The following is a 24,832-nucleotide window of genomic DNA, read 5'->3' on the forward strand; positions in this document are numbered from 1 at the left end:
CTTCCCCTTTCTTATCTCTTTTGCGAATCGCGGATTTTCAGTTTTTCAAAATAGTGAAATTCATGTTGACGAACCACCATGTTTGATGTAATTTACTGAGATAACGTAGCCAGACGGCTGTTCTTCATCATCCAACAACAGAGGACGCTTTCATGTCAGAAACCACCCGGGAACCGAAAATTCGCGTCGAGCACCTGACGAAGATTTTCGGCTCCAACTCCAAGGAAGCCTTGAAGCTGCTTCAGTCCGGGGTCGGGAAAGACAAGATTCTGGAAAAGACCGGGTGCGGGGTGGGCGTGGCGGATGCCAGCTTTACCGTGGCCCCCGGAGAGATCGTCGTGGTTATGGGGCTTTCCGGCAGCGGCAAGTCGACCCTGGTCCGGTGCATCAATCGCCTGATCGAGCCCACCGCCGGCAAGATCCTGATCGACGATCAGGACATCACCACCCTGTCCATGGACGAGTTGCGCCAGGTCCGGCTGACCAAGCTGGGCATGGTCTTTCAGAATTTCGCCCTGTTTCCCCATCGCACGGTTTGTCAAAACGCCGAGTACGGCCTGGAAATCCAGGGCATGGACCCGGCCAAACGGCGCGAGAAGGCCATGATCGCCCTGGAGCAGGTTGGCCTGAAAGGCTGGGAAGACTACTACCCGGTCAATCTTTCCGGCGGCATGCAGCAGCGCGTCGGACTGGCCCGGGCCCTGGCCCTGGATCCGGACATCCTGCTCATGGACGAAGCCTTCAGCGCCTTGGATCCCCTGATCCGCGGGGACATGCAGGACGAATTGATCAATCTGCAAAGCAAGATGCAGAAGACCATCCTGTTCATCAGCCACGACCTGGACGAAGCCCTGAAGCTCGGGGACCGGATCGTACTGATGAAAGACGGAGCCATCGTCCAAATCGGCACTGCGGAACAAATCCTGACCAACCCGGCCAACGAGTACGTTTCCCGCTTCGTGGAAAACGTGGACATCACCAAGGTACTCACCGCGGAGTCCGTGATGATCAAGCCCAAGGCCGTGGTCTTTCTCGCGGCCCACGGACCCAAATCCGCGCTCCGCTTCATGCAGAAGCAGGGGCTGTCCCAGATTTTCGTCCACGATGAAAAACATAAGGTCATCGGCTACGTCACGGCCGACGAGGCTTCCGAGGCCACCAAACGCGGCGAGACCGAGCTGCACCACATCATGCAGACCGACTTCGTCAGCGTTCCCCCGGACACCCCGGCCGCGGACCTGATTCCGATCATGGCCAACCTGCCCCATCCGTTGCCGGTCGTCGGCACTGACGGCAGACTGATGGGAGTGATCATTCGCGGGTCATTGCTGGCGGCCTTGGCCGAACGTGGGAGGAACAACGATGCCTAAAATACCTATTGGAGCGACCATTGAGGCGATCATCGACTTTTTGGTCACCAACTTCTCCTTTCTGACCATCGCCTTCACCAGGGTCATGGAGATCGTGATCCGGGCCATTGAAAACGGCCTGCTGTTCCTGCCGCCTTGGCTGTTCATTCTGCTTGCCGCCGGATTGACTTTCTGGCTGACCAAGAAACGAGGCATCGGTATCTTTACGCTGCTGGGCCTGGCCCTGATCTGGAACATGGGGTTGTGGGTGCCCACGGTGAGCACCATCACCCTGGTGCTCATCGCCACCCTGACCGCCCTGAGCATCGGCATTCCCATCGGGATATTGGCGGCCCTGCACAGCGGCGTGAACCGGGTCGTGCAGCCGGTTCTGGACGTCATGCAGACCATGCCGGCCTTCGTCTACCTGATCCCGGCGATCCCCTTTTTCGGTCTGGGCAAGGTGGCCGCCATCTTTGCCACGGTGATCTTCTCCATGCCCCCGGCCATTCGTCTAACCTGCCTGGGCATCAAGCAGGTGCCGCGCGAATTGGTGGAATGCGCCGACGCCTTCGGTTCCAACAAGTGGCAAAAGCTGTTCAAGCTGCAACTGCCCCTGGCCACGCCGACCATCATGGCCGGCGTCAACCAGACCGTGATGCTCGGCCTTTCCATGGTGGTCATCGCGGCCATGATCGGCGCACGGGGCCTGGGCGGCGAGGTCTGGCGGGCCATCCAGCGTCTGCAGATGGGCAGCGGCTTCGAAGCCGGTCTGGGCATCGTGATCGTGGCCATCATCCTGGACCGCGTCCTGCAGCACTTCGGCACCAAGAAAAACTAACCCTCAACCTAATCTGAAACCAAGGAGGTTTTATCATGATGAGTAAAAAACTGTTTCGCATCCTGCTGGCCCTGTCGGTCATTCTGTTGGTGACCGCCGGTACGGCGTCCGCTCAGGACAAGTCCGTGCGTATCGCCTACGTGGAATGGGACTGCGCCGCGGCCAGCACCCACGTGGTCCAGGCGGCTCTGGAAGAAATGGGCTATGACGTGGAAATTCTACCCGTGGCCGCCGCGGCCATGTGGCAGGCCGTGGGCACCGGCAACGTGGACGGGATGGTCACCGCCTGGCTGCCCGTGACCCACGCCGACTACTACGAGCGAGTCAAGGACTCCGTGGTAGACCTGGGCCCCATTGTCGGCGGCGCCAAGCTGGGTTGGGCCGTACCCTCCTACGTGACCATCGACTCCATCGCTGAAATGAACGACCATGCGGACAAGTTCAACGGTCGGATCATCGGCATCGATCCGGGCGCCGGCCTGATGCGCCTGTCCGAAGACGCGGTGCGTGAATACGGTCTTACCAAGTTTGAATTGATCGAAGGCAGCGACGCCACCATGACCGGGGCCCTGAGCAACGCCGTGGACCGCGATGAATGGGTGGTCGTCACAGCTTGGTCCCCGCACTGGATGTTCGGCGTCTGGGATCTGAAGTACCTGGACGACCCCAAGGGCATCCTGGGCGGCGAAGAAAGCATCCACACCATCGTCCGCCAGGGCCTTGAGGAAGACAAGCCGGAAGTCTACAACTTCCTGAAGAACTTCGCCTATGAAAGCCCCAACCAGTTGCAGATGATCATGGCCTGGAACCAGGAATCCGGCGCGGACCGCCTGGAAAACGCCAAGCGTTTTCTGCGCGAAAACCCGGAGCAGTTCGAGAGCTGGAAGAAATAGACTCCTTGCCTCTTATACGAACAAACAAAAAGGCCGCCCATTGGGCGGCCTTTTTGTTTGCGCGGCGCGTCTCCGTGCCGGCCCCTAAAGCCATCGCCAAAACTTCACCCGAAAAGAACGGTTCTCATCTCCCGCAATGCCGCCTGACCATTTCCTCCAAGTCCTCGATCCGGACCGGCTTGGCCAGATAGTCGTTCATCCCCACGTTCAGGAAGCTCTCCCTGTCCCCGGGCATGGCTTTGGCGGAAAGCGCGATAATCGGAATGTCCTTGATGCGTCGCAGGCTTTCCCAGGTTCGGATGGCTTTCGTGGTCTCAATGCCGTCCATTTGCGGCATTTGCACGTCCATCAGGACGCAATCGAAATTGTCCGTTGCCAGCAGGTCCAAGGCCTTTCGACCATCCTCGGCCACAGCGACGTGATGTCCGACACGCTCCAGCAACAACCGCACGGTGATCTGATTGGCCGGATCGTCCTCGGCATAAAGGATGCTCAGCCCTCCTTTCTTTTCTCCGGGCCATGTTCCTGGACGATCCAGATCCCCGGTACCGCCTTCGGGCATCATGAGCGGCAAAAGCACATGGAACGTAGAGCCTTCTCCCGGAACGCTCTCCACGGAAAGGTTTCCCTCCATCAAATCCACCAGCCGCTTGACGATGGTCAATCCCAGCCCCGCGCCCTGATATTTGCGGGTGATGGAGGAGTCCTGCTGTACGAACGGCTTGAACAGATCATCGAGTCGGTCCTCCTGCATGCCGATCCCGGTGTCGGACACCGAAATCAGCACGCGCAGCCGATTTCCCCGATTCATCCCCACCGGCGCGACGTCCACGCGGACCAGTCCCTTTTCAGTAAACTTCACGGCATTGCCGATCAGGTTGAAAAGAATCTGGCGCACCCGGACCGCGTCGCCCAGCAGAGTGGCCGGAATGGCCGGATCATACCGTCCTTCCAGACGGATGTTCTTCTCTTCGGCCGGCAGTGAGAACAAATCCATGGCCGAATCCGCCACGTCCCGAAGATTGATCCGGTCCTTATGAACTTCCACCTGGCCCGAGTCGATGCTGCAAATGTCCAGAATGTCCGAAAGCAGCGCGGCCAGGCGCTCCGCCGAGGTCAAGGCCAACCCCATGAAGCGCTTTTGATCAGGGTCCAACGGCGTGGTTTGCATCAACTGCAACAGGCCCATGATTCCGTTGAGCGGCGTGCGGATCTCATGGCTCATGTTCGCAAGAAACGCGCTCTTGACCTCGTTGGCGGCCTCGGCCGCCTTTTTGGCCACCACCAGAGCCTCGTGAGCGGCTTTCTTGTCCCGACGGTTCTCCGCCTCCTTAAGTTCCCGCATGACCGCCGGCGCGAGCCTGGCCAGCTTGTCCTTCATGACGAAATCATGCACCCCGGCCTTCATGGTCTCCACGGCCATCTCCTCGCCGATGCTCCCGGAAACCAGGATGAACGGGATGTCCAGGCCGCTGCGCTTCAGAACGTCGAGGGCCTGGAACGAATCGAACTCGGGCATGACGTGGTCGGAAACGATCAGGTCCCAGGGCTCCGATCCCAAGGCGTCTTGCATGGCCTGCCTCGTTTCCACCCGCTTATGGACCAGCTCCAGCCCGGCCTTTTTCAAGGCCCGGACAACCAGCAACACGTCGTCTTCGGAGTCTTCAACGATCAGTACGCGCAACACGGACATTTTCATCCTCCCTTGGGAAGCGGGGGTGATTCATTCAACACCAGCCAGTACAGACCGAGCTGACGGACGGCGTCTATGAATTGCTGAAAATCCACCGGCTTACGGATATAGCTGTTAGCGCCGAGGCTGTAGGTCTCCAACCGGTCCCGCTCCTCGCTGGAAGAGGTCAGCATGACCACGGGCAGCAGCTTGGTCGACTCGTTGGCGCGAATCCGGCGCAGCACCTCGATGCCGTCCAGTCGCGGGAGCTTGATGTCCAGAAGGACCACCTGCGGCTGAACGCCCACGTCCCTCCCGGCATACGCCCCCTGCCCGAAAAGGTAGTCCAAGGCCTCCACCCCGTCTTCAGCCACCACCAACTCGTTCAAAATGTTATTTTTTTGTAGTGCTCTCCGAGTGAGTAGGACATCATCGGGATTGTCCTCCACCAGGAGAATGATTTTGCGAGACATCCATACCTCCGTTAAACAAGTTGATCCCCGACGGCCGAAACATCCGGAAGGGTGAAGAAGAAGGTCGCCCCCTTGTCCGGTTCGGCTTGGGCCCAGATTCTCCCGCCATGTCGCCTGATGATCCGGGTCGTGGTCGCCAACCCGATTCCCGTCCCGGGAAACCGTTCCAAGGAGTGCAGGCGTTGAAACGCCGTAAACAATTTTCCGGCATAGGTCATGTCGAATCCAACGCCGTTGTCCTTGAGAAAAAAGACCTCCTCGTTGCTCATCATGCGCCGTCCGAACTCGACCCTGGGGCGATGGGCGTATCGGGTGAATTTCCAGGCATTGTCCAGAAGGTTCTCCAGAACGATCAGAATCAAGGTCGGGTCGGCGGTGGCGATCAACCCCTGTTCCACGACGGTTTCCACGTCCCGCTCCGGCTCGGACTCCGACAAGCCGACCAGAACGTCCTCGGTCAATTGACTGAGGTTGACGTTCGTTACACTGAGTTCAGCCCGTGACACTCGGGACAGCTTGAGCAGATCGTCAATAAGCAGCCCCATGCGCTGGCTGGCCTTGCGCACCCGATCCAGGTAGTCCCGCCCCTGGTCGTCCAATTGGCCGTGATAATCCTCCAGCAGAGCTTGACTGAATCCGTCGATGCCGCGCAACGGGGCGCGCAGGTCGTGGGACACGGAGTAGCTGAAGGCCTCCAGTTCCTGATTGACTTCCTCCAGCCGGGCGGTCCGCTCCTTGACCCTCAGCTCCAGTTGCTGGTTCAGCTCCCGCAGTTCCTCCTCGAATCTTTTCTTTTCCGTAATGTCACGAACGAAAACAACGGCTCCGTGACGTCCCTGAAACTGGAAGGGGGCGGCGCTGACGTCCACGAAAAACTCAACTCCATCAAGCCTGAGATGGGTTTGTTCAAGTGATGGTACGGCTTCTTTTGCCTCGTTGAGCAGGCGTATTCGCGCCCGGACTTCTTGGTGGTGTCGAGGATGTACCCGCTCCAGGACCGAGCGCCCCAAAAGGTTTTCCGGTGAAGCCGCTCCATAGAGGTTCAAAGCCTGCTTGTTGAGATAGGCAAAGACGCCGCTGGTCTGAATAAAGATGGGTAGAGAGGCGTTGTCCACCAAGCGACGAAATTGATGCTCGTGGAGAATCAACTGCCGGCCCTTTTGCTCCAGAAGCAGAACCTGTTTTCTGAGCGCGAAATAGAGCAGAATGGCCGTGACCAGGACGAAAAACCACCCTTTGTAGGTCTGTAACCTGATCAAAGTGCCTGGGTCGTCGACCAACAAAGCCAGCAGATGATCGGAAAAGGCGATCCAAATCCCGGCCACCAAGGCATAGGCAATGGCGGTACGTGAAGGAATATACGATTTGAGCTGGCTGTTGATTTCCGGCATGGAGCGTCGCCGCGGTTGAGCAATGAGGTGAAGGAAGAGGGGGCCAAAAAGCGAAGGAATTGACTTGATTTCAAAGATAGAAAACGCACGGCTCGCGTAGGTCGGCGCATATTCGACGAACCTACTCTGCTTTCTTATTGCAAGCCAGCGTCAATCGCAAGCATGCCCGACACGATTCGCCGCCGGCATTTCTCGCCGCCCCTTCCTCCGGCATTGTACATCCGACCAAATCCCGCTAAACAAACCGGCACCTCTTCGTGTCCGAGCCTGGAAACGCCACAGCCTGAACCGGATGCTCAAGCCGCAAAACCGCCGGATCAAGGCGCGAGCAAGACCGATCCCAACCTTCCTACCTTACATGGATACCCGACAACGCACGGCATACGCCTACGGTCTGGCCACGGTCCTGCTCTGGTCCACCGTGGCCTCGGCCTTCAAGATTTCCCTGCGCCACGTGGACCACATCCAGTTATTGTGCGTCTCCACCCTGGTCTCCGCCCTGACCCTGCTGGCCGTCCTTGTCGCCCAAGGCAAACTGCGCTCCCTGCGCGGCCTTTCCGGCGCGGACCTGGGCCGCTCCGCTCTGCTGGGACTGCTCAACCCCTTCCTCTACTACCTGATCCTGTTCAAGGCCTACGACCTCCTCCCGGCCCAGGAGGCCCAGCCCCTGAACTACACCTGGGCCATCACCCTGGCCCTGCTCTCCATCCCTTTGCTGGGCCAGCGGATCACAGGCCGCGACTTTTTGGCCATGGGCGTGAGCTACCTGGGCGTGCTGACCATCTGCACCCGGGGCGACCTCCTCGGACTGTCCTTTGCCGACCCTCTGGGCGCGGGGCTGGCCCTGGGCAGCACCGTGATCTGGGCCCTGTACTGGATCTTCAACACCCGGGATGCCATGGACCCGGTATTGCGGCTGTTCCTGAACTTTGCCTTCGGGTTCGCGTACATCCTGCCCGTGACGTTCCTGTTCTCCGATCCCCTTGCCGTAAACCTCCCCGGCCTGCTCGGCGCGGCCTACGTGGGCGTCTTCGAAATGGGGATCACCTTCATCTTCTGGCTCAAGGCCCTGAAGCTTTCCCGGACCACGGCCCAGGTGGGCAATCTGATCTACTTCTCGCCGTTCCTCTCACTGATATTCATCCGCATATTTGTCGGTGAGGAAATCCTGCCCTCGACCATTGTCGGCTTGGGGGTGATCATTTTAGGGAACGTCGTGCAAAAGCGCTCGGAAGGATAAAATGAGCGAAAATATCAACGCTCGCGCCACCCAAATCTCCGCCCGCCTCCACTCCCGCTACCCGCTCCCCGTGACCATGCTGGACTGGAAGAATCCCTGGGAGTTGCTGGTGGCCACGGTCTTGGCGGCCCAGTGTACGGACGCCCGGGTGAACATGGTCACGCCGGAATTCTTTCGCCGTTGGCCGGGTCCGGGGGAATTGAGCGTCGCGCCACTTGACGAAGTCGAGAAGGTGGTCCATTCAACGGGCTTTTTCCGGCAAAAAGCCAAGAATCTCATCACCTCGGCCAAGCGCATCATTGAGGTGTACGGCGGAAAGGTGCCGGAGACCATGGCCGATCTGCTCACCCTGCCCGGCGTGGCCCGCAAGACCGCGAACATCGTGCTGTCCAATGCCTTGGGCAAGCACGAAGGCATCGCCGTGGACACCCACGTCCGCCGCCTCTCGTTCCGCCTTGGCCTGACAACCTCCACCAATCCAACGATCATTGAACGGGATATGATGCAGCTTTTCCCTCGCGACCAATGGGGCGACATCAACCATCTCCTGGTCCTCCACGGCCGGGACACCTGTACGGCCCGCAAGCCTCGCTGCCCCGACTGCATCCTCACGGCCCTCTGCCCCAAACACGGACTATCCTGAATCCTGAATTCTGAATTCTGAATTCCGAATCCTGACTCCTGACTCCTAAATCCTGAACTATCCTCCACCATGACCACACCCGGCACCTTCCACATTCTGGCCACGGACGGCCAGGCCAGAACCGCGACCCTGGCCACGGCCCACGGGACCATCCGCACCCCGGTATTCATGCCCGTAGGCACGGTGGGCTGCGTCAAGGCTCTGAGCCCGGACGACCTCCTGGACCTCAAGGCCCAGATCATTCTGGGCAACACCTACCATCTCTATATCTTGCCCGGCGATGAACTGGTGGCCCGGCGCGGCGGGCTGCACACCTTTTCCGGGTGGAACGGCCCGATCCTCACGGACAGCGGGGGGTTTCAGGTCTTCAGCCTGCAGGGCCTGCGCAAAATCAGCGAGGACGGTGTGGAGTTCCGCTCCCACCGGGACGGCTCCAAGCACTTTTTTTCTCCGGAAAAGGTGGTGTCCATTCAACGCAACCTGGGCTCGGACATCATGATGGTCCTGGACGAATGCGTGCCCTACGGCGCGGACAAGGCCTACACGGCCAAATCCCTGGGTCTGACCACCCGCTGGGCCGCACGGTGCCGCCAGGCCTATCCCCAAGGTTCGGGCAACCAGCTCCAATTCGGGATCGTCCAGGGCGGCTTCTTCCCGGACCTACGCACGGAAAGCGCCCGTCAGATTTGTGATCTGCCTTTTGACGGCTTCGCCATCGGGGGCTTAAGCGTAGGCGAATCCAAGCCGCTGATGCTGGAGATCATGCGCCACACCGCCCCCCTGCTGCCCCCGGACAAGCCCAGGTATCTGATGGGCGTGGGCACGCCCATGGACATCCTGGATGGGATTGAGGCGGGTATCGACATGTTCGACTGCGTTCTGCCCTCGCGCAACGCCCGCAACGGCACCCTGTACACCTCCCTGGGCAAGGTGAACATCAAGCGCGCCGAGTACAAGGAGGACGACGGCCCTCTGGACCCCAACTGCGGTTGCTACGCCTGCACCCGGTTCTCCAGGGCCTACCTGCGCCACCTGTACATGGCCCGGGAACTGCTGGCCTACCGCCTGAACACCATCCACAACCTGCACTACTTCCTGTCATTGACCCACGGCGCGGCCCAGGCCATACTTGACGGCAATTTCACGACCTTCAAAGCCCATGTGGAGGCCGTTCATGCCCATGCCTGAAGAACTGTCCCCGGAGCAGCACGACCAGCTCTTGAACCAGGCCCGCGTTCCGGAACATTCCATCCATTACATGAAGGCCGTGTCCGGAGGCCGTCCCTTTCTGCTGAACGACTACCTGTTTCTGCACGCCGAGGACTGGCTCCTGGCCGTGGGCTATTCGATTCATGGCGGCGATGATCCCCCCGAAGCTTTTGACCGGGCCTTGCAGGAGGCCCGCCGCTCCACTGGGGTCGTGAACTGTTGGGCGATCTGCCCGGAACTGCCTGAACGTCTTCGCCTGTATCGCACCAACCAGGACCAATACTACGTCCTGCCCGCTGAGAGCCCGATTCCATCCCGCCTTTCCCGCCTGGCGGACAAAGCCGCAGCCCGGCTGACCGTGGACCGGGGCACCACCTTCACCGCGGCCCATCGCCGTCTCTGGGCCGAATTCACCAGCCGGGTCGCCCTGCCGCCCACTGTGCGCGAACTGTACGCCCGCACCGAGAGCGTCCTGCCCCTGTGCCCGGACCTGTTCCTGCTCAATGCCTGGGACGATGCAGGCAATCTCGCCGCCTGCCTGCTCCTGGACACTGCGCCGCGCCCGTTCCTGAGCTACCTGCTGGGCGCGCATTCGCGCCAAAACCAGACGCCCTACGCCTCGGACCTGCTGTTTCGGGAAATGATCCGCATCGCCCGGGAAGCGGGCAAGGCTTACCTGCATCTGGGGCTGGGCGTGAATCCCGGCATCCGTCGGTTCAAGGAAAAATGGGGTGCATCGCCGACAACGGCCTACGAAATGGCCGAATGGACCGAAACCCCGGATTTTCGCGACGACCTGGGCGATTTGATGCGCACAATGGTCCACATGCCCCACGTCCAGATGACCAGGGAGCAGTACTGGAACAGCCTGCCTTCACAGCGCCCCTACCGGTTGATCTGGGAACTGGAGAAGAACGGCCGGACGTCCTGGATCGGCGGGACCGCGCATTTTTTCTGCTGCAGCTTCGAAAGTTCCATGCGCCGGTTGTTCGAAAAGGTGGACACCGTGATCTTCGAGGGACCGCTGGATCAGGCCAGCCTGGATCACGTGGCCCGGATCGGCCAGACTCCGGAGACGTCTTCACCCAGATTGATGGATGCCATGACCGAGGAGGAATTCCACAAGCTGGAACGCGTGGTCAACGGACCGCGCGGTTTCTGGGCCAGGTTCCTGGGCACGGAGGACCCCAACCCCATCGATGTTCGGCAATACCTGGCAGAGAACCGGCACTGGTATGCCTTTTTCTCCCTCTGGACACACTTTTTACGCCGCCACGACTGGAACCACTCCGTGGACCTGGAGGCCTGGCATCTGGCCCAGGAAATGGGCAAGGAGGTCCGGGGCATGGAGTCCATCGACGAGCAGATCGCCACCCTGGAAAGCGTCCCCGTGGAGCGTATCGTGCGCTTCTTTCGTCAATGCGGCCTCTGGAAAGGGTTCATCCGCCGGAACATGCGCGCCTACCTCAAGGGCGACCTGGACGCCATGATGGGCACCAGCGCCGAATTTCCCTCCCGCACGGACCTGGTCATCGATCGCCGCGACGCCCTGTTTCTGGAACGGATGTTGCCAAGAATCACCACCGGACGCTGCGCCGTGTTCGTGGGCTCGGCGCATATGTTCAATCTGCAAAAAATGCTGGCCGATGCCGGATTCGCGGTCCGCAAACTGCGGAAGATCTGATGCTCGGCCCGGATCGTCTGGATCATGTCGCCGCGAACGCCGTGGTTCCGGAGCAGCTCGTCTGCTACGTCCAGGCCGTGGCCGGGAGCACGCCGCGCCTGTTCGACACCTGCCTGGGCTACGAAACCCCGGACGATCTGGTGCTCATCGGCTACCCTCTGCACGATCCCCCGCGGAGCCTATTGGACGAGCAGGCCCTTTCCCGGTCCGTGGATCTGGCCCTGGAATCCAGCTCGGCCCCAAAAATCACCGTCCTCGCGGCCACCCGCCCCAAACAGGCTCCCGCCGTCACGACGGGAGAGGCTTCTTCGGAAGACTCCTCGGACAGTATCCAGGACGCCTACCTGGCCCTGCCCATTCCCCCGCCCGCACCAAAACAAAAACTGCGCAACCTGCTGCGCCGGGCTGAGCGTGAAGTGGTCCTGGATCAGGGCCGAACCTTGAACAAGGATCACCTGGCGCTGATCGACCGCTATTTGGAGTACCGGGATCTGGAACCGGGAACGCGGCTCATCTTCCGCAACATCCCGGCCTATGTGCAAGCCTGTCCGGGCGTGTTGGTGGTTTCCGCCTGGTTGGATCGCAATGTCGATACTCCGCGCCTGGCCGGTTTCACCGTGGGAGACTTCACCTCCCTGAGCACGGTCTGCTACATGTTCGCCTTCCGCGACCCGGACATCGCCCCGCCGGGAACCGCGGACCTGCTCCTGCACGCCCTGCTCCAGGAAGGCGAAAAGCGCGGCCAGGTCCGCATGAACCTGGGCCTGGGTATCAACCCGGCCATTCGGTACTTCAAGCAAAAGTGGGGAGCGGAGACCTTTCTGCCCTGTGTGGAGACGAGCTGGGAGCGGCGTCCGAGGGGATGGTTAGAGCGGCTGAGACGCTGGAGTACGAAGAAATGATGTGGATCGATTTAGAGTCGGTCACACTTGGAAAATGTAAAAAAACGGAGCGCGAACGCCCATGGCTACGGCTACTCAACAAAGCTATCAGATAATCTGGGACCACGAACAACGGTTCGCCAAGGAACTGGCCCGCCGGGTCGTGGAAAAGCCCAGGCTGACCGTCTGGCGGGTCCTGTTCCCTCCCTTCTTGATATATCACTACCTCAAGCTGCGGGAATACCAGACCGACCTGGAGAGCTTCGCCAAAGGAGTGGTCCGCTCGAAAATCCTGGCCATGGAATCGGCCTTGGAGGAGACGACCACCGGCAAGAAGGATGCGGCGTACAAAAGCGTCTTCGGAGCCCAGGACCCGGAAAGCGCCCCCGGCGAGATACGGTTGCGCAACGCACAGGTCGCCGAGGTGGAGCTGCTCAAGGCGCACTACCTGAAGCTTCTGCGGAGCCAGGGTTCCAGCTACCAAGCCCTGATCAAGAAGACCTACAAAAGCACCGGCGAATACCGCCGCTTCCTGACAAAACTGGCCCAGACCGAGGACGCCGTCCAGAAAGAGGTGCTGCACCTCCACCAAACCAGCGCCACGGCCCAGGCCGTCAGCCGAAAGATGCGGGAGACGGCCAAGAGTTTGCGGGACGAAGAGGTGAAAGCCTTCTTTGGATAGTCTTGGGGCATGCCGGCGGGGTTCGAGGAGCGAAACGCTCCGTCCCGTGACTGTCCACGGCATGGGAATGCATTCCTATCGCACGGCGCACGGCTTCGGCTCGCGCATCCGCTCTGGCTCTTCGGCTTTGTGTATTGATGGATCACCTCTTCCGCTTCGGACAGTTCCGGCAAATCGTGGCCGGTCTGTTTTTTTCCAGGCCTTCACGGAACTGTTCGTAGGGTTTTCCGCGCCAGAGTACGGGCAGCAGTTCGTCGTTGACGTTGCCGAAGGTGACCCGGCTGTATGGCGCGGGTTGGCCTTGGCGGGCGTATTCGGCTTGGTCCACGGGGACGTTGGCGTAGACACAGGGAGAGATTTCGCCGTCCGCGGAGACGAATAGGGTCCGCTGGACGTTTTCGGCGCAGACCGGCTCGTCCTTGCCCCTGGAGGCGAAGCTGGGCGTGTGGATGGTCACGCCCAGCTTCACGGCCGCCTCGCGTAGCCGGGCGAAGCGTTCTTCCAGGGCGTGGCGTTCCTGGTCGTCCTTGGGCGCGAGCACTTCCTCGGAGAGTTCAATTCCCGGCTCGAAGTCCAGGACGCTGACCACGGCCTGTTCCACCCCGTGGTCGGCCATCAGCCGGGGCAACCCTTCCAGGTCGTCCAGACCGGAGCGCAGCAGCATGTAGGCGATGTGTACCACGGGCTTGACGGTGCCCCGTTCCTGTTTGACCCGCTGGACCATCTTCATTTTTTCCAGCACCTTGACCAACGGCGCTCCGGCCCGGGCCGGATCGTTGCGTTCCGGCGTCGTGCCGGTCAGGGAAAAGGCCAGGATGTCCAGTCCGGCCTCCAGGACCTGAACCAGTCGCTCCTCGGTCAACAGCATGCCGTTGGTGGTCACGCCCACGGTGCATCCGGCCTCCTTGGCCAGACGGACCATGGTCGGAAATTCCGGATGCAGAAACGGTTCTCCCCAGCCTTGCAGGTAGGCCAGCTTGGTCTTGCGCAGGGTCGGCAGCAAACGCCGAAACGTGTCCAGGGACATGAAGCGGTCATGCCAGTGCTCGCGGTACACGGTTCGCGGGCAATAGGCACAGGCCGCGTTGCATTTGGACGTGACCTCGATCTGCATCCAGTCCTTGGGATTCAGCAACACCTTGTGCTCCCACCATTGCCGCACTCTTCCGGCCAAGGAATCCGTCGCGCCCATGCCGTTTCCTCCCTTCTCGCGTTTTGCCTTTCCAGTGGAAAAAGACTATCTTTTCAACTTTTGTTTTCATGTAACAGGCTCGCCAACCCACCACAACTTCCCCCAAGGAGTCCCACTTGTCACTGAATTTACGGGAAAAGTACGATATCATCCTCGCCCACGAACGGCAGTTCGCCTACCGGCTGGCCAAGGACGTGGTCAAAAAGCCCGAGGTGTCGGTCTGGATGATCTTGTTGCCGGTACTCTTCGTGCACCACATGATGAAAATGACCCAGTACAAGACGGGTATCCATACCTTTGCGAGCAATATTCTGGGCACGAAAACAAAGGCCTTGGACAAGGCTCTTCAGGACGTAGAAACCGGAGCAATCCAGGAATACGGTCCAGCAGATTATTTCCCCGATGTGCCGCTGGAGTCCAAACAGGAGATCGAACTGGCCGACAAGCAGATCAAGGTTTTGAGCCTCATGAAACAACACTATCGAACCCTGCTCGAACAATCCGGAAACGCTCTGGAAGATTTGGTCCGGGGCGCATACGGGTCTTCCGGCGCGTATCGATTCTACCTGAACAAACTGGCCGAGGCCGAAGACGTGATCAACCGCCACTTGCGGGAGAATTTCCATACCTCCGAGGAGGCCGGGGCGGTCATGAGCCGGATTGAGGAACGGATGGCGGAGATGCGGGAGGAGGAGCTGCGGTTTTTCTTTCAGGGAGAGGCGGTTTGAAAGAGGAGGATTCAGGAGTCAGAATTCAGAATTCAGGAGGCGAGAAAAGGTAACTGCCTGTGATGGAACCGCGTTTCCGTTTGGAGCGCGGTTTAATGTTTTTTCGGAAGAAAGCTCTGCTAAAATGCGTCGTCCAGTGCCCGCTTGCGGACGTCTCGGATGGCCTTTTGCTTGCTCTGGATGTACGGCTCCGGCCAGGTTTTTCCCAGGGCCTCCACGACTCCCTGGTCAATGGCGTGTTCCACCTGCTCCATGCGGGTCAGGAATTCCTGGTATGCCGGTCGGTCCCGATAGGCCCCGCGAACCATCAGCAGGTATTCCCGCTCCCTGGTTTGCAGCAGTCGCAGATAGTGATCCATGAGCAGGTCCATCATGGCGGACAGGTTTTCATAGACCTCCCGGGACTCCAGCTTCTGCTCGCGCATCCAGAACTCCCGCAGTTCCCCCTTCATTTCCTGCCGAGGGCGCTCCGTGTTCCCGGACCGGACGACTTCCTCCGCCGCCCGCAAGGCCGTTTCCTTGAAGCGCAAATGCTTTTGGCTGAACTGCGTTGTTTCTTTTTTACGAACGAAATATTCGACCAGAAATTTAAATGGGATGAAGTTGTACCACCACGGCGGCTGGGTATCGGCGCGGCGGAAATAGACCACCCTGGAGGCGAACTCCCGTTCCTCGGCCAGGATAGCCTTGAGTTGGACCTTGAGAAGTTTGGATTCGGGATCAATGGGCACGGAATAAACGCTCCATTTGGAGGGGATCGAAAAGATTGCCGTGGTCTGTAAGCAGTTCTGTAAGCGGATTTTGTTCGCTCGGGAAGACGTGGCGAGGTGGATTGCGAAACAGAAGCTGACCCGGCGTCAATCGTCCTTTTTCTCGCCTCTGCCCAAGGCCCCACGCATGAAACTCATGGCCTCGGAGACCTCTTGGATACTGTCCCAGTACCAAGCTCCGACGTAGATATCCCGCTCGCGCAACGCCTCGATGGTCCGACTTTTCCCCGTGACTCGCTCCAGGTTGGCCAGGATGACGACAAAGCCGACGATCAAGGCGATACCCAAGGCCAAGCGCGCCAGACCGCGCCATCGACTGTGGTCTTCGCGTCGCAAAGGGGAAGCCGGGGACGGTTTCCCGTCCCCGGCCTGTTGGTTGTTGGAGGACAATTTTCCCTGCTCCATGCAGAATCAGGCGATTACAGGCCCATGGACATCAGCCGGTCGGTGACGTCGCGGAACAGGACCATGAACATGATGTAGGCCACGAAGGCGGTAAGCAGGAGGTTGAAGCTCTGACCGCAAACGTACAGGATCAGTGCCTTGCCGCCCTTCAGGGGCTCCTTGAGTTCCTTGTAGCTGATGCTCAAGCCGATGCTCACGAAGGCGATGGCGAAGAACCAGTCACGGAAGCCATTGGCCCAGGCCAGGGCTCCACTACGAATCATGGCCTGCTGCCAGTCTTCCCCCATGCTCGCGCCCAAGGCGGAGAAAATGATGGACGCGCCGATGAAACCCAGAATGAACTTGGGGAACCGGTACCAGATTTCGGACAGGGCCCCGGCGGCGGTGAACTTCATGGGGGTGGATCCGGCGGCGCAGGCGCGTTCAGGCTCAACCTTCAGGCACCAGTAGGCGGCCACGCCAAAGGCCATCACGCCGATCATCACGTTCTGGATCATCTTGATGGTCGCGGCCACGTACATGGCTTCCGGACCGATCAATTCACCAGCGGCAACCACGGAACCGGTGTTGTCAACCGTGCCGCCCAACCAGGCGCCGGCCCAGACCGGATGCATGCCCACCCAGTTGGCAAAGGTCGGCAGGGCGAAGATCATGACCACCACGAAGATCATGGACATGCCGATGGCCAGGGTCAATTCTTCCTTCTTGGCCCGGGAGGCGGCGGCGGCGGCGATGGCCGCGGACACGCCGGAAACGCTCATGTCCGAGGAAACCGTGATGTTCAACTGCTTGGATTCCACCTTGATCACATTCTGACCGAACCAGTAGGTACCGATGAGCACGATGGGCGTGACCACCCAGGTGACGAAGATACCGGGCAGACCGACCATCAGGATCAGGTTGATCAGGATGCTGGCGCCCAGAAGGACCAGACCGGTCTTGATGAAGTATTCGGTTTGGGCCGCTGTCTTGAGAAACTTGGGCGTTCCAATGGTGTTGGAGATGAGCATGCCCAGCGCGATACCCCACAAGACGTAGGAGAATCCGTAGGCTCTGATGGTTTCCTGCCCGGCAATGACGTAGGAAAGAACCGCCAGCCCGAAAACAATGGGGAAGCCGGCAAAATACTGCCCTAGATTATAGCCCATGAACTTGCCGCCAATGGCAAAAATCAAGGCCGTTATGACCATCAGCCCCAACAATGTGGGAATCCGGTTGAAGGGCTGGGTATTGGCCGCGCTACGAGCGCTGGAGTGGCTGCTCCGGGCTGCGCGCCACTCACCCAGTAGGGCGCGGGCTTCCTGGTTCAGCTGGGTGTTCTGAAAATTCGCTTCCCTGGCCAGATCCTCAGCAGCCTGGGCATTGGCCCGGGCTTCGTTTAGACGATCGGTGGCCCGCTGCAGGCGCTCGGCGTTGGCTGCGCGGATTTCAGCCGCCGCGGCCTCGCTGCGGTACAGGGAGTCCAGAGGATTGCTACTCCACCGACCTGGCTTGGCAAGATAACTGTTGATGGTCTTCAGAAAACCGTGATCGCGGGCTCTAACGGAGTTCAATTTGGCCTCGGCCTCTGTATAGGCAATTGTCCGGAATCCGGCCATTTCCGACTCACGTTCCATGGTTGCCCGAAATTCAGCCATGCTGGCAACGTCCGGCTTGGCCGCCATGGCCGCAAGTACCGCCAGGATGAGAATCAACCCACCCAGCCAGATGGCCCACCAGTCCTCGGTGGTGTGCATCTGGGTGATCATGGGGATTTTGGTTTCAGTAACCACATTGTCCGTTTGATTTTCCGCCATGTGAAAAACCTCCTTAAATGTTGCGGGTTGGTACCATCAACGCGGTCCTCTCACGCCATACCGGAAAGCCCTCTGCAAACCGCCTTGACATGAACCGCGTAACCGTGACGAGTGAATCTTTTCTCAAGCAAAGCAAACTCCGAGCCAAGCGATCCACATTGCCAGAAAATAAAAAATTAATATTTCATATCAAAGCATTAAGAACTGCACCCAAACCATTTCCATAAGTGCCTTTTGATCATCGCCCTTTCACCAGAAACATCTATTAGCACCACATTGACAACTAAAGTTTGCAATACGACCATGTGTGACATATGCTCCGCACCACTGCTCCTTTCAACTCCTGACTTCTGAATCCTGAATCCTGAATCCTGAATCCTGAATCTTGTTCGAGGTCCGCCATGCCTCCCAAAAGCCCCGCCGATGAAACCAGCCAGTCAGGCAAAAGCCATCTCTTCCACAAATCCTTGGGATTCAGATCCAGGTTCCTGGTGGCCACGGGTTTGAGTCTGCTCCTGGTCTGCTTCGCCGGAGCCTACCTGATCTATCTGCGCGAAACGGCGCAGATGGAAAAACACGCCTACGAAAAGACCATGATGGTCATGGCCGCGGTGGAGGCCAGCCGCAAGTACGTTCGTGACGAACTGCGGCCGCGAATGTCCGAGGAATTCGGTGAGGAGTTCTTCATGGTCCAGGCCATGTCCACCTCCTACGTCGGACGGGCCGTGATGGACAATTTCAATCAGGTTCTGCCCCACTACGAATACCGGCGAGTGGCCCGCAACGCCCGCAATCCCAGGTCCGAGGCCAACAGTCTGGAACTCTCCATGATCAATCTGTTTCAGCTCAATCCGGAACTCCAAAACTGGCAGGGCACGCTGAACGTCGAGGACGAAAAACAGTTCATGCGCTTCAAGCCCGTCTACTTCGAGGAATCCTGCATGAGCTGTCATGGCGATCCGGTCCACGCCCCGCGGGACATGCTGGACATGTACGGCACGGAACGCGGATTCTGGAACCAGCCCGGCGATCTGGCCGGGGTGATGGCCGTGGGCATTCCGGTGCACAAGGCCCTGGCCGAGATCCGGGATCAGGCGGCCTCGGTCTTTTTCTCCCTGTTTCTGGGGGCAACCCTCTTCTTTCTGCTCATGGCCTTCATCTTCAACCGAGCCGTGGTCAACAACCTGCACGGAGTGCTGAATATTTTCCGGGAGGAAGCCGAAGAAAAAAGCCTGCGCGAATATCTGCCCAGCCCAAACCCCATGGATCCACGGGACGAAATCCAGGAGCTGACCGAAGCCGCGGTAAGCATGTCCGATCATCTGCGCCGTACCAAACAGGAGTTGAAGAACTACGCCCAGGACCTGGAAGGAAAAGTGGCCCGTAGGACCGAGGCCTTGCAACAGTCCGAACAGCTGCTGCAAGAGAAGGTTCGGGCCAGAAAACAGGAGTTGCAGACCCTTAACGCCCTGGCCGAACTGACCACGGCGGCGGTCTCGCTGTCCGAAATCCTGCCCCAGGTCCAACAACGCACGCTCCAGGTCTTCCCGGCCCAGGGCTCCGGCATCTACCTCTACGACAAGGCCCACCAGCAACTGACGCTGCAATACCAGGAAAACGCCGCCGACCTGCCGCCCGCCGTTCCCTTGCAACACGTCGTCCCCACAGTCCTGGAAGCCCGGCCCAATCGGCTGGTGGACGCCATTGCCCAGGCCGCCAATGGTCAGGCCAGCTGCTTCGACCGCCGGGAGGCAGCCGGCAATCTGAACATTCCCCTGCTCTGTCGCGGCGAAATCCTCGGAGTGCTCTCCTTTATCGGCGTGGACTGCAAGTTCGTCACCCAGGAACAGATGGAACTGCTGCTGTCCATCGGCCGCCAGATCGGCATTGCCGTGGAAAGCTTGCAGAACATGGAGAAACTGATTCAGAGCAAGGAACTGCTCCAATCCGTGTTTGACGGAATCACCGACCAGGTGGTGTTGATGGGCCGGGATTTCGGCATCCGAATGGTCAACAAGGCCTACACCGAACGCTACAACGTGGACACGGAAGAGGTCATCGGGCGAAAGTGTTTCGAGATCCACGGCAGCGGAGAAAACCCGTGCAAGGAGTGCGGCCTGAAGACGGCGATGCACACTAGGTCGGCGGTGGTCTACGAAAGCAGTTGTCCGGCCCAACAAGGCATCTTTCAGGTCCATTGCTATCCGGTCACGGACGAGCAGGGGGAAGTGGAAAGCGTCATCCGCTACGTCAAGGAAATCACCGACCAAAAGCATGTGGAGCAGAAGATCCAACAGACCGAGAAAATGGTGGCCATGGGCCAGTTGGCCGCCGGCGTGGCCCATGAGATCAACAATCCTTTGGGGGTGATCCTCTGCTACGTGGAGCTGCTCAAGCGTCAACTCGCCGACTACCCCCAGGGACTCAAGGACCTGAGCACCATTGAAAAGCAGACCCTGAACTGCAAGCGCATCGTCAGCGACCTGCTGCACTTTGCCCGCAGTCCGGAGACCAAGAAACAGACGGCGTCCTTCAACCAGATCGTGGACGACGTCCTGACCATGGTCGCCGAGCAGTTCAAGAAGCAAGGCGTCATCGTGGAGCAAAGACTGGATCCGGACCTGCCTTCGCAGAGCATGGACGTGAACAAAATGAAGCAGGTGGTCCTGAACCTGCTGATGAACGCCCATCAGGCCATCGAAGGCCGAGATGGCCGCATCACCTTGGAAACCGACTCCTTCCCCGCCGCCAAAACCGTTCGTCTCGTGATCCGGGACAACGGGCACGGCATACCGGAATACATCCAGGATAAAATTTTCGATCCGTTTTTCAGTACCAAGAACACCGGGGAGGGGACCGGCCTGGGACTTTCAGTGAGCTACGGCATTGTCCGGGAACACGGCGGAGAAATCAGCGTCCTGAGCAAACCAGGAGAATGGACGGAGTTCCGGATCGATCTTCCGCTGGACGGAGAGAACAATTGAGCGTGCACGCGAACGAATAAGAGGAACGACCATGCATCAATTCAGCGTACTCATCGTGGACGATGAGCGGGACATGCTTGACGGGTTGCGGCGGATACTGCCTTACGAACTGGACAACACGAACATCACGGTCACGCCCAGTCCTTTGAAGGCTCTGGAGATGGTCTCCGAGACCTCCTTCGACCTCGTCCTGATGGATGTCCGGATGCCGGAAATGAACGGCATGGAGCTTCTGGAGCATGTCAAAGCTGCGGACCCCAAGGTGACCGTGATCATGATGACGGCGTACGGAAACATCGAAATCGCGGTGCAGTCCATCAAAATGGGGGCCTACGACTTCATCACCAAGCCCTTCGACATCCCGGACCTGGTAAGGCTGATCAGAAAAGCCCTGGAACGCAGCGGCTTGATTCGGGAAAACCAGAGCCTGCGCCAAAAGATCTCCGAAAAGACCATGCTGGAGGAGTTCGTGGGGCAGAGCCCACCCATGCGCCAGCTCTACGAGACCATCCGTTCCGTGGCCGGGACCGACTATCCCGTGTTGATCCGGGGCGAGTCCGGCACGGGCAAGGAGCTGGCGGCCAAGGCCATCCACGCCTTGAGCCGACGGGGCGAAAAGGTCCTGGTCTCCGTGAACTGCCCGGCCATTCCGGAACACCTTCTGGAAAGCGAGCTGTTCGGACACAAAAAAGGCGCCTTCACCGGTGCCCTGAAAGACCACAAGGGTCTTTTCGTCGAAGCCAACGGCTCCAGCCTGCACCTGGACGAAATCGCGGACATCCCGGTTTCTGTGCAGACCAAACTCCTGCGCGCCCTCCAGGAACAGGAAATCCGCCCCCTGGGCAGCAGCGGGAACAAAAAGGTGGATGTCCGGATCGTGTCCACCACCAACCAGGATCTGGAGCATAAGATCCAGGACAAAAGCTTTCGGGAAGACCTGTTTTACCGCCTGAACGTGGTCAGCGTCCGCACCCCGCCCCTCAGGGAGATCGTCGACGACATCCCCCTGCTCGTCCACCACTTCAACCGCTTGTCCGCCGTCGAACTGAACACCGCTCCCAAGATCGTCTCCTCGGACCTCCTGGAGGTCCTGATGCACAGGGAATGGCCGGGAAATGTCCGGGAATTGAAGAACTTCGTGCGCAGACTGATCATTTTCTGCCCTGGCGAGGAGTTGAACCTGTCCGTCCTGAAAATGGTCGACGGCCGGCACTCCACGCGTCCCACAACGGAAAACGCGGCGGGAACCGGCGAGGTCGAATCCTACGCCGAAGCCAAGGCCAGGGCGGTCAACGCCTTTACCGCGGAGTACGTGGGCGACCTCCTCTCCAAGGCCGGAGGCAACGTCTCCCAAGCCGCCAAAATGGCCGACATGAGCCGGGTGGCCCTCCAGAAGATCATCCGCAAGATGAATATTAGTCCGGTGGAGTATCGGGCGGAGTCGTGAACTGAGAATCGACCGCGGTTCCTGGACAGCAATAAAATGAAGCGGCCCTGGAAAACCGAGATCGGTTTTCCAGGGCCGCTTTTTTGTTTATCCGGAGCCTTGGCCGTCCGCCGGGCGGACCGGGCTACTGGTTGCGCAGGGTATTGCGGATATGCATTTGGGCGAGCGCTGTGTTCTCGCACTGGGAGTACCAGTAGGTACCGGTATCCACGTTGGAGTCGGCGATGGCCTCCATCACCGGGCGAATGTGCGGCAGGGTCTGGCCCCAGGGCAGCACGACATAGGCCATCACCCAGACCAGGATCACGCCGACGGCCAGTCCGATCCAGCCTTTCAGCTTCCCGTGGCCGCGCCGACCGCCCTGATCGTCTTTTGACGCATGCATGACCGCTCTCCCTTGGATTTTACACCCGACCAACGATTAGCCCATCAGACTTTCGGTGACGTGCGGGAATACCACGAAGTACATCAGGTAGGCCACGAGCAGCGTCAGGATCAGGTTCAGGGTCTGCCCGCAGACGTACAGGATGACCGGCTTGCCGCCCTTGAAATGTTGGGCCATTGACCGGAAGTCGGAGGACAGGCCGATGCTGGCAAAGGCCAGAATGAAGAACCATTCCCGGATCGGGCGGGAGAAGCCGCGCAGCACCCCCTGGTCGATCATCACGTCGCCGACGCTGCCCATGGTGATCAGCATCCAGGAAAAAATGATTGAGGCGGCGATGAAGCCCAGCACGAACTTGGGAAAGCGGTACCAGATTTCCATCTTGCTGACCTGCTGACCGGGCACGCAATCCACCCGGGCGCACCAGTACACGGCCACGCCGAAAGCGATCACGCCGATGAGGATGTTCTGGATCATCTTCACGGTCGCGGCCACGAACATCCCGACCTCGCCCAGGAAGGCTCCGGCCGCCACCACCGCGCCGGTGGAGTCGATGGTCCCACCAATCCAGGCGCCGCCTAGGACCGGGTGCATGCCCACGGAGACGATGAAGGTTGGCAGGGCGATCATCATGATCGCGGTGAAGAGCATGGACAAGCCCACGGCGATGGTCAACTCCTCCTTCTTGGCCCGGCAGGCCGCGGCCGTGGCAATGGCCGCGGACACGCCGCAGACGGACATGTCCGCGGAGATCGTGATGTTCAGGGTCTTGGACTCCATCTTCAGAACCCGCTGCCCGAAGATGTAGGTCAGGATGAGCACCGTGGGGGTGACGACCCAGGCCACGACCACGCCGGCCTGACCGATGAGCATGATCTTGCTGAACAGGATTTCAGCGCCCAAAAGTACCAGGCCGGTCTTGATGTAATACTCGGTCTGCAGGGCCGGTTTCAGGAAGTTCGGCACGCCCACGGTGTTACTGATCAGCATGCCCCCGAGAATGGCCCAGATCAGGCCGCCGAAACCATATTCGCGCATGGTATTCTGTTGACCGATCATCTCCGCGACAACAGCCAGCAGGAAAACGAACCAAAAGCCCTTCATCAGGTTGGTCGAACCGATGCTCATGAACCGGGCACCGACACCGAAAAAAAGCGTAAAGAGAATCATGATCCCGACCATATAGGGGATCTTGTTGTAGGCCTGGACCGTGGCTCTGGAGCGCAGGCTGCCCCGCTCCTTTTCCCTGGCCTGACGCCATTCCCGAATTCCCGCCTCGGCCTCTTCGTTGAGGGTTTCGTTGCGGAACCCTTCCTCAGCGGCCAGCGACTGGAGCTCCTTGGCCCGTTCCAGAGCGGCCTTGGTCGCTTCCTGAGCTTCCTTGTAGGCCGGTTCGGCCGCGGCCCGCCGCTCCGCGGCCGCGGACTCGCTCAGATAGAAGGACTCCATGGGGCTGCTCGTCCACCGGCCCGGCATCTCCAGCCACTTGGCGATAGTTTTGCCGTGGGGCTCATTGCGCGCCCGCAGTCCGGACATGGCGTCGTTGGCCCCGTGCCATTCGATGGTATGGAACGGCGCGCGGGCATCCTCGACGGCCATGGTTGCCTCGGCCTTGGCCAGTTTCTCGTGCATGTCCGCCGGCGGTCTGGGTAAAAAAATGACCAAGCCAATGACCAGGATCGCAAAGCCCAGCCAAATCGCCCACCAGTCCTCCTTTTTCCACAGTTCGGACCATTCCCATTTTCCACGGTCGATGACGATATCGGATTGCTGCTTCGAAGCTTCGGCCATTTCGCTTCCTCCTGAGAAAAGGTGTTCGTGAATGATCAAGGCCCTGGACGCGGGGAGCCTCAAAACGCGGCTCGTTCCCAGGACCTGCCCGTTCCGGGACCATCCCGGCCTTCTCGCGGAAGCAAAAAGCAAGCCTGACCAGCTTCAAAAAGAAAACACCATTTTTTCAGTATATTGCAAGAACACAAAAGCGCAGATGCCATCCTGGGTTGATGCTATCCCTGCTTGGCATTGCAAGCCTGGATTTGCATTTCAAAGGCGGAAATTTACAAGGCGTTGAAGGCCGAGTAGGATCTTGGCGCAATCCTGTGCGGCCGGAATCGCGACGGGAAGGACGCACCCGCCCTATCCGGCCACAAGGTCTTCAACCCTTTTC

General features: G+C 59.5%; 21 protein-coding genes. 12 read left to right on the top strand and 9 right to left on the bottom strand.

Going from position 1 to position 24,832, the window contains the following annotated elements; genetic code table 11:
* Positions 1-152 precede the first annotated feature (152 nt).
* Genes DESLA_RS0109185 through DESLA_RS0109195 form a run of 3 tightly spaced genes read left to right on the top strand, consistent with a single transcriptional unit; the run spans position 153 to position 3,083 of the window.
* Complete coding sequence (locus tag DESLA_RS0109185; RefSeq protein WP_028572224.1) at positions 153-1,370, top strand: quaternary amine ABC transporter ATP-binding protein; 1,218 nt, start codon at positions 153-155, stop codon at positions 1,368-1,370.
* Entirely contained in the window at positions 1,363-2,190 is an 828-nt protein-coding gene (locus DESLA_RS0109190) for an ABC transporter permease (RefSeq protein WP_035261617.1), read from the top strand. Before DESLA_RS0109185 ends, DESLA_RS0109190 begins: the two co-directional genes overlap by 8 nt.
* A gap of 35 nt (positions 2,191-2,225) precedes the next feature.
* Positions 2,226-3,083, top strand: coding sequence for a glycine betaine ABC transporter substrate-binding protein (locus DESLA_RS0109195; RefSeq protein ID WP_035261618.1), 858 nt, complete (start codon positions 2,226-2,228; stop codon positions 3,081-3,083).
* A gap of 124 nt (positions 3,084-3,207) precedes the next feature.
* Here DESLA_RS0109195 and DESLA_RS19655 read toward each other — a convergent pair whose 3' ends face one another.
* Genes DESLA_RS19655 through DESLA_RS0109210 form a run of 3 tightly spaced genes read right to left on the bottom strand, consistent with a single transcriptional unit; the run spans position 3,208 to position 6,619 of the window.
* Positions 3,208-4,776, bottom strand: coding sequence for a response regulator (locus tag DESLA_RS19655; RefSeq protein ID WP_051434538.1), 1,569 nt, complete (start codon positions 4,774-4,776; stop codon positions 3,208-3,210).
* 2 nt (positions 4,777-4,778) lie between these two features.
* Positions 4,779-5,228, bottom strand: a complete 450-nt coding sequence (locus DESLA_RS0109205; protein ID WP_028572227.1) for a response regulator — start codon at positions 5,226-5,228, stop codon at positions 4,779-4,781.
* A gap of 11 nt (positions 5,229-5,239) precedes the next feature.
* The gene (locus DESLA_RS0109210; RefSeq protein ID WP_035261620.1) at positions 5,240-6,619 is read right to left on the bottom strand and encodes a sensor histidine kinase; all 1,380 of its coding nucleotides are present in this window, start codon (positions 6,617-6,619) and stop codon (positions 5,240-5,242) included.
* A 358-nt stretch (positions 6,620-6,977) separates the two neighbouring features.
* Between DESLA_RS0109210 and DESLA_RS0109215 the strand changes: the two genes are divergently transcribed.
* The 6 genes from DESLA_RS0109215 (at position 6,978) to DESLA_RS0109240 (ending at position 12,958) form a co-directional block, all read left to right on the top strand.
* Positions 6,978-7,859, top strand: a complete 882-nt coding sequence (locus tag DESLA_RS0109215) for a DMT family transporter (protein WP_028572229.1) — start codon at positions 6,978-6,980, stop codon at positions 7,857-7,859.
* 1 nt (position 7,860) lies between these two features.
* On the top strand, positions 7,861-8,502 hold the full coding sequence (gene nth, locus DESLA_RS0109220; protein WP_028572230.1) for an endonuclease III: 642 nt from the start codon (positions 7,861-7,863) through the stop codon (positions 8,500-8,502).
* 69 nt (positions 8,503-8,571) lie between these two features.
* Positions 8,572-9,690, top strand: coding sequence for a tRNA guanosine(34) transglycosylase Tgt (gene tgt / locus DESLA_RS0109225; RefSeq protein WP_028572231.1), 1,119 nt, complete (start codon positions 8,572-8,574; stop codon positions 9,688-9,690).
* Positions 9,677-11,395 (top strand): TraB/GumN family protein, encoded by a 1,719-nt coding sequence (locus DESLA_RS19660; protein ID WP_245590031.1) that lies wholly within the window; start codon positions 9,677-9,679, stop codon positions 11,393-11,395. Before tgt ends, DESLA_RS19660 begins: the two co-directional genes overlap by 14 nt.
* Positions 11,395-12,297: a hypothetical protein gene (locus tag DESLA_RS19665; RefSeq protein ID WP_035261623.1), complete on the top strand. Its 903-nt coding sequence runs from the start codon at positions 11,395-11,397 to the stop codon at positions 12,295-12,297. Before DESLA_RS19660 ends, DESLA_RS19665 begins: the two co-directional genes overlap by 1 nt.
* A 61-nt stretch (positions 12,298-12,358) precedes the next feature.
* Complete coding sequence (locus DESLA_RS0109240) at positions 12,359-12,958, top strand: NF038143 family protein (RefSeq protein ID WP_028572232.1); 600 nt, start codon at positions 12,359-12,361, stop codon at positions 12,956-12,958.
* A gap of 142 nt (positions 12,959-13,100) precedes the next feature.
* Here DESLA_RS0109240 and DESLA_RS19670 read toward each other — a convergent pair whose 3' ends face one another.
* Positions 13,101-14,150: a radical SAM protein gene (locus tag DESLA_RS19670; RefSeq protein ID WP_051434539.1), complete on the bottom strand. Its 1,050-nt coding sequence runs from the start codon at positions 14,148-14,150 to the stop codon at positions 13,101-13,103.
* 116 nt (positions 14,151-14,266) lie between these two features.
* Between DESLA_RS19670 and DESLA_RS0109250 the strand changes: the two genes are divergently transcribed.
* On the top strand, positions 14,267-14,878 hold the full coding sequence (locus DESLA_RS0109250; protein WP_028572233.1) for an NF038143 family protein: 612 nt from the start codon (positions 14,267-14,269) through the stop codon (positions 14,876-14,878).
* Between the two features lie 119 nt (positions 14,879-14,997).
* Here the strand turns inward: DESLA_RS0109250 and DESLA_RS0109255 are convergent, their stop codons facing one another.
* The 3 genes from DESLA_RS0109255 to DESLA_RS0109265 form a co-directional block, all read right to left on the bottom strand.
* Positions 14,998-15,609 carry an NF038143 family protein gene (locus tag DESLA_RS0109255; protein WP_028572234.1) on the bottom strand — a complete coding sequence of 204 codons (612 nt, stop codon included), beginning with the start codon at positions 15,607-15,609 and terminating at the stop codon, positions 14,998-15,000.
* Positions 15,610-15,735: 126 nt separating this feature from the next.
* Positions 15,736-16,038 carry a hypothetical protein gene (locus tag DESLA_RS0109260; RefSeq protein ID WP_028572235.1) on the bottom strand — a complete coding sequence of 101 codons (303 nt, stop codon included), beginning with the start codon at positions 16,036-16,038 and terminating at the stop codon, positions 15,736-15,738.
* 29 nt (positions 16,039-16,067) lie between these two features.
* Positions 16,068-17,849 carry a YeiH family protein gene (locus DESLA_RS0109265; RefSeq protein WP_028572236.1) on the bottom strand — a complete coding sequence of 594 codons (1,782 nt, stop codon included), beginning with the start codon at positions 17,847-17,849 and terminating at the stop codon, positions 16,068-16,070.
* A gap of 401 nt (positions 17,850-18,250) precedes the next feature.
* On the opposite strand from DESLA_RS0109265, the gene DESLA_RS21695 reads away from it, so the two are divergent.
* Both DESLA_RS21695 and DESLA_RS0109275 read left to right on the top strand, forming a co-directional pair.
* Complete coding sequence (locus tag DESLA_RS21695) at positions 18,251-20,833, top strand: c-type heme family protein (RefSeq protein ID WP_051434540.1); 2,583 nt, start codon at positions 18,251-18,253, stop codon at positions 20,831-20,833.
* A 31-nt stretch (positions 20,834-20,864) separates the two neighbouring features.
* Positions 20,865-22,280, top strand: a complete 1,416-nt coding sequence (locus DESLA_RS0109275) for a sigma-54-dependent transcriptional regulator (RefSeq protein ID WP_028572237.1) — start codon at positions 20,865-20,867, stop codon at positions 22,278-22,280.
* 124 nt (positions 22,281-22,404) lie between these two features.
* Here the strand turns inward: DESLA_RS0109275 and DESLA_RS0109280 are convergent, their stop codons facing one another.
* Positions 22,405-22,665 (bottom strand): hypothetical protein, encoded by a 261-nt coding sequence (locus DESLA_RS0109280; protein WP_028572238.1) that lies wholly within the window; start codon positions 22,663-22,665, stop codon positions 22,405-22,407.
* 36 nt (positions 22,666-22,701) lie between these two features.
* Positions 22,702-24,456: a YeiH family protein gene (locus DESLA_RS0109285; protein ID WP_028572239.1), complete on the bottom strand. Its 1,755-nt coding sequence runs from the start codon at positions 24,454-24,456 to the stop codon at positions 22,702-22,704.
* Between the last annotated feature and the right edge of the window lie 376 nt (positions 24,457-24,832).

Source organism: Desulfonatronum lacustre DSM 10312 (assembly GCF_000519265.1).
GTDB lineage: Bacteria > Desulfobacterota > Desulfovibrionia > Desulfovibrionales > Desulfonatronaceae > Desulfonatronum > Desulfonatronum lacustre.